The following is a 10,903-nucleotide window of genomic DNA, read 5'->3' on the forward strand; positions in this document are numbered from 1 at the left end:
AGGCAAGTGAGGGCCGTTACCGAGATGAAAGATGGATTGAAAATAATTTCCCCGAAGGTGTTTGGGGTCGGAATGGTTCTGATCGCCGTGAATGCTCGGCCCGGACAATCGGAAGATGGTCCCTCCAGTCGCGAGGAGCAAATTACTCCCCAGGAGGCAACCGAGCCGGTCGCCCTACACAGGGAAATTTAGAAAAACTTTGCGAGAAACCCTTTTTTCTTTGTGGTGCAAATACCTGTAAAACACACTCAGAAAAGGCTGGGGGAATCCTGCGCGGCCACTTTTTCCGTTGGTCCCGTGACGGTTCACTCCATGCCCAGCAACCGCATGACTTCCTGGACATCCTTGTCACCGCGCCCGGAGAGATTAACGATGATGACTTTGTCTTTCCCGAGTTTTTTAGCCTGTTTAATGGCTTCGACCAATGCGTGGGTACTCTCGAGGGCGGGAATGATTCCTTCCGTGCGGCAGAGGAGCTGGAATGTCTCCAAGACCTCGTCGTCCTTAGCGTAGGTGTATTCGGCACGGCCACAATCCTTCAAATAACAATGTTCCGGGCCGACAGCGGCATAATCCAGCCCGGCGGAAACGGAATGAGTGGACGAGATCTGTCCGTCATCATTCTGCAAAATATAAGAAAGGGTGCCCTGTAATACTCCGAGGCTCCCCCCTTGGAAACGCGCGGCATGATCCCCGGGAGTAATTCCCCGACCGCCCGCCTCGACACCGATCATCCTGACGGATTCATCATTCAAGAAGGGATGGAAAAGCCCGATCGCATTACTCCCGCCACCGACACAGGCCACCAAAAGATCAGGCAGACGCCCTTCCTGCTCGAGGATCTGTGCCCGTGCCTCCAGACCGATGACGCGGTGGAAATCCCGGACCATCATGGGAAAAGGATGTGAACCATAGGCTGTGCCTAAAATATAATGGGTCGTGCGGACATGGGTGACCCAATCACGCATGGCTTCATTCACCGCTTCTTTTAATGTTTTTTGACCGGCCTCGACCGAGACGACTTTTGCGCCCAGGAATTTCATCCGCGCGACATTCAAAGCCTGGCGGCGGCAATCTTCCGCACCCATATAGATGGTGCATTCAAATCCGAACTGTGCCGCGACCGAAGCAGTGGCGACCCCATGCTGGCCGGCACCGGTTTCGGCAATCACCCGTTTTTTGCCCATACGCTTACAAAGCAGGGCTTGGCCGAGGGCGTTATTGATTTTGTGGGCACCGGTATGGAGGAGGTCTTCACGTTTAAGGTATATTTTCGCCCCACCGACAAGGTCAGTGAGCCTCTTTGCATAAAAAAGTCTGGTCGGACGCCCGGCATATTGTTGCAGGTAATATTTTAATTCTTTTTGGAAAGCCTCCTCGTCACGGGCCTGGAGATAAACACGGGTTAACTCCTGGAGCGCTGACATCAAAGTCTCCGGCACATACATACCCCCGTAAGGGCCGAAACGACCAGCGACATCCGGCATGGAGAATCCAGGAGGGGTACTCATACTTTTTTACACGCCTGGATAAAGTCCCGCATCATGATGTGATCTTTTTTGCCGGGCACGGACTCCACCCCGCTACTGACATCAATGGCATAGGGATGAACCGTCCTGACAGCCTCACCGACGTTGTCAGGGGTTAAACCCCCAGAGAGGATAATCGGGCGGTTATACACCTTTGCGCGCAGAGCCCAGTCCCAATTAAATTTCTTGCCGGTACCCCCGAGTGAATTACTCGAAAAGGCATCCAAAAGAAAAGCACTGACCTCGTAATCCCTCATTTCTATGAGGGTCTCGATATTTTTCATCCGGAAAGCCTTGATCACCGGCTGATAAAATCCCTTACAATACTCGCGTGATTCATTTCCATGGAGCTGGATGGCCTCTAGCCCGACTTCATTAGCGATCTTTCGGACCTCCTCTATACCCAAGTCCACAAAGACACCCACTTTCGAGACAAAAACCGGGATGGATGTCGTGAGCATCACGACTTCCTGCGGGGTGATAAAGCGGGGACTATTCGTATAAAAAACAAATCCGAGTGCGTCTGCACCGTATTCCACAGCTTTTTCTGCATCTTCACGGTTTGTTATTCCGCATATTTTGATTCTAGGCTCCACCGATTAACTCTCCTATTTTTTGTTTCATATCACCAGATCTCATGATTGATTCACCCACAAGGATAGCGTCTATCCCCACCAGACGCAAGCGTTCCACATCAGCCCGGCTATGAATCCCACTTTCCCCGACCTTGATTATCCCTGCCGGAATAGTCGGGGCGAGGCGTTCCGTAAGGGCTAAATCCGTTTTCATCGCCTTTAAATCGCGATTATTGATCCCGATCATCTCCGCCCCACTGTCCAGAGCGATTTGCAGCTCCTCTTGGTCATGCACCTCCACGAGCACATCGAGGTGGAGGCTTTTGGCCAGCCTGCTAAACTGCGCAATTTGCGCGGGGGTCAATGCCGCCACGATCAAAAGGATCGCCGCTGCACCGGCGATGACTGCCTCATAAATCTGGTATTCATCGATCGTAAAATCTTTCCGTAACAGCGGCAGGGGAACCGTCGCATGGATCTCCTCGAGATAACGGAGATGGCCTTGGAAATATTTCTCATCGGTGAGCACGGATATGGCCGAGGCTCCTGCGACAAAATAATCTTCCGCAATTTGCGTGTGGTTAAAGTCCGCGCGGATCAACCCGGCGGAGGGTGAGGCCTTTTTAACCTCGGCAATCAGCGCGATTTTCCCGGGCTTTTTCAGGGTACCCTTGAAATTATATTTCCGGCGTGGGAGAGCCGCCTCCTTTTGGAGGGCGATCAAGGAACGCTGCCTTTTAGCTTCCTCGACAAAACCTTTTTTGTAATCGATTATTTCCTGCAAGATATTCATACCTCGTCCTCGTCATTTTGATTATCCCCGCGGCGGACACCGCGGAGCATGGTTTCGATCAGCTCATCCAGATCACCATCCATCACACCCTGTACATTAGATATTTTCAAGCCTGTCCGGTGATCATTAACCAGTTTGTAGGGGTGGAAAAAGTAGGAACGGATCTGGCTGCCGAAGCTGATGGCGTCTTTTGCCCCGTGGCGTTTATTTAATTCCTTAAGTTTCTCCGCCTCCTGCATCTCATAGATCCGGGCGCGCAGGATCTTTAAAGCCGTGGCGCGGTTTTTTATCTGGGAGCGTTCATTTTGACAGGCGACGATGATCCCGGTGGGAATATGCGTCATACGCACAGCTGAATCGGTTTTATTCACGTGTTGCCCCCCCGCCCCGCTGGAACGGTAGGTATCGATTTTCAGGTCTTTATCCTCGATTTTGATCTCGATATCGTCCTCGATTTCTGGATAGACATCGACGGAAGCAAAGGAGGTCTGCCGGGCGGCATTCGCATTAAATGGTGAGATCCTCACGAGCCTGTGGACACCCATCTCTTGGCGGAGGAATCCATAGACATACTCGCCCGAGACCACCATCGTCGCGCTCCGTATGCCCGCCTCATCACCCGGCTGCAAATCGACCGTCTCGTATTTGAAGCCTTTCCTCTCACAATACCTTTTGTACATACGCAGGAGTAAATCCGCCCAGTCACAGGCATCAGTGCCACCGGCACCTGAATGGATCGTGATAATCGCATTACTGGCATCCTGTTCACCCGAAAGAAAAGCCCGCAGCTCCACCAGCGCAATTTGTTTTTCTGCGGCGGCACAATCAGCCTGCCAAGCGGCTAGTTCGGACTCCCGCTGGGGGGAGGCCTCTTCGGCGTCGAGGAGTTCTTTCATCGTGACGAGGTCATCGACTTTTGCGGCGGCTCCCTTAAAAGGATTTACCGTTCCCCTGATCGTGGCGAGCTCGGCGACGGTTTTTTGGGCGGCGGCGGGACTCGACCAGAAATCTGTGTCGGCCATACGCGCCTCTAGGTCGGTGATTTTTTTTTCTTTGGCGGCTACGTCAAAGAAACCTCCGTACCTGTTCCACCCGGGTCACAAGTTCATTAATATCGAAAATTACTTCCATTGCCATAATAGGGATCTCGCTAATGCTAAAATTAATACAAGTAGGCAGAATACGACAAAAATGTCCCCGTGTCTTGCATAAAATGTCACGGGTGCATTCTGGTATATATCCACCACACAAATCTGGAACCCCGCCACAAACGGGGCAAAAGCATCACGGATCCTCCCCTTTGGGTCGATCCAGCAGGTCATCCCGGTATTTGTCGCCCGGATCATCGGTCGCCGGGTCTCGATGGAGCGGAATACGGAATTCGCCAGATGCTGGTAGATACCCGACGACTCCCCGTACCACCCGCCATTGGTCAGGTTCACAAACGCGTCACAGCCGATTAAAACCCGCTGCTGCGAAATGGACGGGAATAAATCCTCAAAACAAACAAGCGGGGCAATCCGCAAGTTATCCGGGCCCACCACAAAAACCTTTGGATCTTTACCGGGGTAAAACCCATCCCCGATCGGGACCACCTTGCGCAACCACGGCATCCAATCGCGCAGGGGGACATATTCGCCATACGGCACCAGATGCATTTTGTGGTAGTACTCAAAAGAACTTTGCCGGGGGCCGATGAGGAATGCCCCGGTGTAGTCCTTTCCGTCGACCAAGTCATTTGACCCGAAAATAAAGGTGTAACCATTATCCGCCGTGAGTTTGCCGATCGCCTCAAAGACTTCCTTATTCTCCAAATAACCATCTGGAGTGGCGGATTCCGGCCAGACCAGCAAATCCGGTTTGGCCAAAGCCGCACTCTCCGTGAGGCTCGTGTAGGTATCCAAAATCGAATAAAAGCGTTTATTATCCCATTTCTGGTCTTGGGGAATATTCCCTTGGACCAAGGCTATCCTGAGTTTAACCGGCACAATCGGGTGCGACTCAAAAAGGCAGACCATCCCGTAACCATAAGAAACCATGATCATGGCCATGCCTACGGTAAAATCTAAATGCGGGCGTAACCTGAAAAGCTGAAAATCATTCCTCTGCCTGATCATCATCCGGATCTCGACATTTAACCTCATGATCGTGAGCAAGAGGATCACATTGACAAAAACGATCATAAACGACAGGCCATAGACCCCGAAATGATCGGCAATCTGGATCATGGGCAAATTGCGGTACAGGCTCACCCCGAGGTTATTCCAGGGGAATCCGCTAAAAAGATGGCCCTTCACCCATTCGAGAATGACCCAGGCCGCCGCTGCCGACAGAGCAAATTGCAAATTGCTCACGGAAGACAGGATTTGATTCCGCCTCCATTGCAAGGTCACTACCATGGACCAAAGCCCCATGCCGATGCCCAGATAAAGGGCGAGGATCAATACCCCCCCCACAGTAACGTGCCCGATCCATGACAGACTGATTACAAAATAGATAAATCCGCTCAACCATCCCCAACCAAAAGCTTCCCTCATCCGGGTAACGTTGTATTCCCCCGCACCACCTTCCCGCTCCTCCGCCGTCAAAGCCGATTTACCCCCGCGCAAGACATAAAGCAGCGGGGTCAAAGCCAACCACGCCATTCCTGCCCATTCCATTTTCGGGAAAAGACTCGCGAGCAAAAGTCCTGTCGCCAGGCTGCCGAGGGCTAGCAGAGCAAATTGTTTCGCGAGGGGGTTCATGGCTGCAAGGGTATCCTCTCGCCAGAGGCTTTAATTTCGACGATCAACCTTGGATAATACCATTTGCCCATTTGCCTTTTAGCCTCCACATAGATAATGCCACTGCCTTTCGGGCCCGAAATGGGAATTTCCAATGAAGCCTCACCGGACGGCCCGCTGATATTAATATTTCCCGAGACAAAAAAGCCTTCTTTAAGCGGTGCTCCGAGTTTTGCCTGCACTGCCTCACTCTGTTTTGATATCTGTAAGGCTCCCTGATAAGGCTCCGATGATTTCATCGTCCCGAAAACAAACACAGCGATCAGTCCGATAAAAACGGCGAGACAACCCACCATCCCGAGTACCACAGCGGGAATGAACCACTTCCAATTCCGTTCTATCCAAGAAGGTTCTTTTGTCGGCATGACAAGGGGTGGTGTTTGGGAATTCATCTCTCGTTTATATGATGATACCACCGCCCTGCAAGCCGTAATCCCGATAATTAATCACAAATCCAATCCCCCGCTGATGAAGCATCCTCTGTCAGCGGCTAAATCAGACGGCTTTTCCAGTATCCGGGTTACTGCCAAGAAACGTCTCTAAAATCGTCACACCATTCGGAAAGGAATTTTTCTAATGGATGCCCATCAGCTAGGAATAGAATATTCTCGGATCGTGTTTTATGGGGGTGTGGGATGATCAGGCGGGCAAAACAATCCCGTTCAATTAACGGGCGGTAGAGTGACTTAATTTCCTTCATTACCATCCTCCTGGAGACAAAGGCTTTATATCCCTTGTTTCTGAGAAACTGTATTGATTCCTCATTTGATGGTGGTATTTCAATAAAAATGGCTGTGACTTGATCAGGGGTAAGTTTATCACCGGCGGAGGATAATACCTCAAAATCTGGTCCGTCCACATCCACTTTAAGGAAATCAATACGACCTTGGAACGATTCAATGACCGCTTTAAGAGTAATACAATCAGAGCCAGAAAATCGGTCGTCTGTATTTAGGGCGCAGGGTTTTCGTATTAATTGACAGTGCTTGGCTAATGCAGGATTACCGTCAAGGGATTGCTGGAGTATATCACACACCTCTTGCCGAGCCTCGATGAGGACCACATGAGCATTTTTGCGTCTAGACGCGAGAAAACCGATCAAACCTGTGTGAGCTCCGCAATCAATAAAATTAGCGTTTAGTGGAAGGTAATGATCAATATAGAACTGTAATGGCGCCTCTATTTCTTCATACGACCAAAATACTCTCTCATTATGCCTGAAATAGTCCAAATGAAGGTTAAGTCCTGGGTGTATTTCTAAGGGGGAAAGTTTGTCAGGGAAAAATGGCTTTAAAAAATTCTTAAAAGCCGATTTAGACTTAATAAATGGATATTTCTTAAATAAACGACGGGCAGTTTCAGTAGTGATTAAATTCATTGTTTAAGGATATAAAAAGGATTATATACAGAATGCTCTAATATCTGTCAATTAAACCGATCATTCAAACTGTTCGGCTTCTTGTAGTCAAAGGTCGTGGGACGGATGCGTCGCCCTTACAGGGCTCTGGTTATTTTTTGACGATAAACCCAGGGCGTTGCCCGTGGGCTGGTATGGTTCGCCCCGTTGGGGCTGGGGAGAGGAAAAGTTGGAACTTGAAAGGGGGGCGCGCGCCATCCACTGGTGAAGTGGGCTGGTATGGTTCGCCCCGTTGGGGCTGGGGAGAGGAAAAGTTGGAAGTTGAAAGGGGGGCGCGCGCCATCCACTGGTGAAGAAATCTGCGCTAATCTGTGGATAAATATCCCTCCGCTTGGCGATCTTGGCGTTTTGGCGGTTCAAAACTTCTGCGAGCGCTACTTCTTCCCGGCCGCATCGCGGAAGGGGCGGGTCAGCTCGAGCTTGAATTTATCGAGGATCCCGTTGACGAATTTTCCGGAGTCGGCCGTACTGAAACGTTTGGCGATTTCCACGGCCTCATTAATCGAGACGACCGGGGGAATATCATCGCGGTGAAGCATTTCAAAAATCGCTAGGCGCATGACATTTTTATCCACAGCGGCAATCCGGTGGAAATCCCAGTTCTGGGCATAAGCTTTGATTTTTGTATCAGACTCGTTACGGTGCTCAAAGGCCCCACGGATCAATCCGTCGGCAAATTCACGTGTCCTCTTGCTAGCTTCGGAATTCTCCGGTATCGCCCAAAAGTCTTCCACGGCTTTGTCCAGGTCAGCCTCTGCATTCATCTCATGCTGGTAAAGGAACTGGACTGCTTTTTCACGTGCATCTCGTCTGTAACCCATAAGTCCCCGACTTTCTAATCAATCCCCACAAATTGCGCTAGTCTTTAATGTGATTTCTTCACGATTGATTCCACGAGCGAATCAATCGTGGATTCCTCGGCCTGAATAAAGTCTGTGAATCCTTGGGCGCGCAATTTGCGCGAAGTTTCCGGGCCGATGGTGGCAAATTGCACTTTGGAATGGTCGACTTTGAGATCCAAGCGAAAATAATTCTCCACAGCGGAGCCACTGGCAAAAACTACCCAATCAGGAGCCTGCTCCACGAGCAATTTGCATGAACCATCCGGGTCCCCGGTTTCCGGGAGCGTCCGGTAAACCTCTAAGCTCACACAATCAATCCCCCGCGCAATCAATTCATTTGTCATCACCGGCACGGCGAGATTCCCATGCGGCCAGAGAACCCTTTGTTTCGAAGTGGAATGACTGAGGATAGTCCCGAGTGCAATAGAAAGACCTTGGGCGGTTTTTTCCTGGGCTTCGAGATTTACTTTCAAACCATATTCCCGGACTTTGGCTGCTGTGGCCGGGCCGACGACAGCAATTTGCGCGGGACCAATGGCCCGGATATCACCTTTGACGGCGATGGCCTGATCCAGAAAGTGGGTAACGGCATTTGGACTCGTAAAAACAAGCCAGTCGAAGGAGTTCACCAAACCATTTTCCAGCCAAGGGGCGGCATCCACCCCCTCAATCCTGATCGTGGGTAGCTCAATGACATCCGCACCGGAAGCAAGTAACTTTGACACGAGTGCGCTGGACTGTTCCCGCGTGCGTGTCACGACGATTCTTTTTCCAAATAGGGGCCTAGTCTCAAACCAATTTAATGTGTCCCGGAATTTCACGACCTCCCCGACGACGGTGACGGCCGGGGCTGTGAGATGAGCCGCCTCTACTTTGTCCCCGATATCGGCAAGCACACCGACGACGGTTTTTTGGCGTGCATAAGTCCCCCAGCTAATGACTGCGACCGGAGTCGAGCCGGCTAGGCCATTACCCGTGAGTCTTTCGCAAATTTCCCGGATTTTGCCCACGCCCATGAGGATGACTTTTGTCCCGGGATATTCCGCGACTTTTTTCCAATCGACACCACGGTCGAGTTTATGCGGGTCCTCATGCCCGGTGATGACGGTAAATGAGCTAGTGATCCCCCGGTGGGTGACCGGGATACCCGCGTAAGCGGGGACGGCGACGGACGAACTAATCCCCGGCACAATCTCAAAGGCTAACCCGGCCTCTGCGAGGGCAAGGGCCTCTTCCCCACCACGACCAAAAACGTAAGGGTCTCCGCCTTTGAGACGGCAAACGGTTTTACCTTGGCCTGTGTACTCGACAAGCAGGCGGCAAATCTCTTCCTGCCTGATGGAGGAACGGGAATTTTTCCCGACAAAAACCTTCTCGGCATCTGCACGGGAAAATCGCAGCAGGGCAGGGTTACACAAATAATCATACAGGATCACATCCGAAGCCCGGATGCACTCCACGCCCCTGACCGTGATGAGCCCCACGTCACCCGGTCCGGCACCCACGATGTAACAAATTCCATTCATAAGAGTCATTTGAGTATCGAGATAACTAGTTTTTAGTATCTTGTTTTTTTAGATAGTTTATCAGTCCGCTGATAAGGCGAGCACATTCAAGGGATTTAACACGAATACCCACAGCCGAATCATGAGAAATCAACTCGGCATCCTCAGCCACATACGCAAGGCTACGAACCTCCGCTGCTGACGCCCTTGTAATATTAAAAAAATGAATCTTTTCGGCTTTGCCCGCCCTTTCAAAACCCTCGGCAATATTTGACATGGTAGAAACACTGGCACGCTGGATTTCATCTTTGTGTGAATAATCCCTGATCGACTTAAAATCCCCGTAAATCTTTTGCGTCAATTGCCGAGCAATTTGCCACGAAACAAGATCTTCAAAAGGTTTTATGACCGCCATGAAGGAACTAAAAACAAGATACCAGATACTATCAACTATTTTAACTCCGCCGCCAGACTCTTTCCGAGGATTTCCGCATCCTTGGCTTCCCCTTTGATTTCGGCGGCGCGGCGGTTTGTGCCGTCTTCATTAAAGACCACAGCTTTGAGATGGATTTTCCCTTCGGTGCAAAGGGCGTAGGCTGCGAGGGGAACCTGACAGCCCCCACCGAGGGAAAGGAGGAACTGGCGTTCGGCAACCACGGCCTGGGCGGTAGCAAAATGATGGACCCGGGAAACAATATCAATGATGCGCTGGTCATCGGCGCGGATTTCAATTCCCAGCGCCCCTTGCCCGACAGCCGGGAGCATCAGCTCGAGAGACATTTTTTCACCATAAACCACATCGACCCGACGATAGACCTCCTCGGCTCCGGCGGCGATAAAGGGATTTGCCGCACGGGCAAGAGCTGTTTCAGAACGCGGTAATTTATTTGCATCATATTTGCCGTCGGTAAAGCGGTAACCGAGGCGGTTTAACCCCGCAGAAGCCAGGAGCATCGCATCAAAATCAGGGGATTCACAAAGCTTGAGGATCCTTGTTTCCACATTACCGCGGATCTCGACGATTTTCAGGTCTGGCCGGGCAAATTGCAACTGCACCTTCCGGCGCAAACTGCTCGTAGCCACCGTCGCGCCTGCGCGCAAATTGCCCAAGCCACCTTCCGTCTTTGAAATAAAGAAGTCGGAGACATCCTCACGTTTTGGCACAGCCCCGAGGATCAGTCCTCCGGGCAGCTCCACAGGTAAATCTTTTAAACTGTGCACTGCCAGGTCGATTTTGCGTCGGAGGAGGGCGACCTCGAGTTCCTTCGTGAAAAGTCCTTTGGTACTCTGGGAGACTTTTGCGAGGGAAAGATCCTGACGTTTGTCCCCCGTGGTTTTAATAATCTGGATTTCAAACCGCAATTTCGGATGAGCTCGCTCGAGGAGTTCACGCATTTGATGCGCCTGAGCCAGGGCAAGCGCGCTGCCGCGTGTTCCGATCCTTACGAGTGTCTGATCA

General features: G+C 51.2%; 12 protein-coding genes. 1 reads left to right on the forward strand and 11 read right to left on the reverse strand.

The features are described 5' to 3' along the window. Window positions 1-192, forward strand: a 192-nt coding sequence (locus SGI98_04845; GenBank protein ID MDZ4742731.1) for a hypothetical protein, incomplete at its 5' end; no start/stop codon positions are given. Window positions 193-305: 113 nt separating this feature from the next. Here SGI98_04845 and trpB read toward each other — a convergent pair. From trpB to hemC, 11 genes are all read right to left on the reverse strand, one after another. Further along, entirely contained in the window at window positions 306-1,511 is a 1,206-nt protein-coding gene (gene trpB, locus SGI98_04850) for a tryptophan synthase subunit beta (GenBank protein ID MDZ4742732.1), read from the reverse strand. Then, window positions 1,508-2,125 (reverse strand): phosphoribosylanthranilate isomerase, encoded by a 618-nt coding sequence (locus tag SGI98_04855; protein MDZ4742733.1) that lies wholly within the window; start codon window positions 2,123-2,125, stop codon window positions 1,508-1,510. Before SGI98_04855 ends, trpB begins: the two co-directional genes overlap by 4 nt. Beyond that, window positions 2,115-2,897, reverse strand: a complete 783-nt coding sequence (gene trpC, locus SGI98_04860; GenBank protein MDZ4742734.1) for an indole-3-glycerol phosphate synthase TrpC — start codon at window positions 2,895-2,897, stop codon at window positions 2,115-2,117. The genes SGI98_04855 and trpC overlap by 11 nt, the downstream gene beginning before the upstream one ends. Beyond that, a protein-coding gene (gene prfB, locus SGI98_04865; protein MDZ4742735.1) for a peptide chain release factor 2 occupies window positions 2,894-4,034 on the reverse strand; the annotation gives its coding sequence in 2 pieces (ribosomal slippage) (window positions 2,894-3,964 and window positions 3,966-4,034; 1,140 coding nt in all). The genes trpC and prfB overlap by 4 nt, the downstream gene beginning before the upstream one ends. Beyond that, a complete protein-coding gene (gene lnt, locus SGI98_04870) occupies window positions 4,019-5,641 on the reverse strand; it encodes an apolipoprotein N-acyltransferase (GenBank protein ID MDZ4742736.1) in 1,623 nt (540 codons plus the stop codon). Before lnt ends, prfB begins: the two co-directional genes overlap by 16 nt. Continuing rightward, the gene (locus tag SGI98_04875) at window positions 5,638-6,072 is read right to left on the reverse strand and encodes a cytochrome c oxidase assembly factor Coa1 family protein (protein MDZ4742737.1); all 435 of its coding nucleotides are present in this window, start codon (window positions 6,070-6,072) and stop codon (window positions 5,638-5,640) included. Before SGI98_04875 ends, lnt begins: the two co-directional genes overlap by 4 nt. Before the next feature lie 128 nt (window positions 6,073-6,200). Beyond that, the gene (locus SGI98_04880; GenBank protein MDZ4742738.1) at window positions 6,201-7,058 is read right to left on the reverse strand and encodes an FkbM family methyltransferase; all 858 of its coding nucleotides are present in this window, start codon (window positions 7,056-7,058) and stop codon (window positions 6,201-6,203) included. 413 nt (window positions 7,059-7,471) lie between these two features. Then, window positions 7,472-7,918, reverse strand: a complete 447-nt coding sequence (nusB, locus tag SGI98_04885; protein ID MDZ4742739.1) for a transcription antitermination factor NusB — start codon at window positions 7,916-7,918, stop codon at window positions 7,472-7,474. Window positions 7,919-7,962: 44 nt separating this feature from the next. Beyond that, window positions 7,963-9,465, reverse strand: coding sequence for a uroporphyrinogen-III C-methyltransferase (cobA, locus tag SGI98_04890; GenBank protein ID MDZ4742740.1), 1,503 nt, complete (start codon window positions 9,463-9,465; stop codon window positions 7,963-7,965). Between the two features lie 25 nt (window positions 9,466-9,490). Beyond that, complete coding sequence (locus tag SGI98_04895) at window positions 9,491-9,859, reverse strand: four helix bundle protein (protein MDZ4742741.1); 369 nt, start codon at window positions 9,857-9,859, stop codon at window positions 9,491-9,493. A gap of 35 nt (window positions 9,860-9,894) precedes the next feature. Next, on the reverse strand, window positions 9,895-10,903 hold a 1,009-nt coding region (gene hemC / locus SGI98_04900), incomplete at its 5' end, for a hydroxymethylbilane synthase (GenBank protein ID MDZ4742742.1).

This window comes from Verrucomicrobiota bacterium, assembly GCA_034440155.1.
Lineage (GTDB): Bacteria > Verrucomicrobiota > Verrucomicrobiia > JAWXBN01 > JAWXBN01 > JAWXBN01.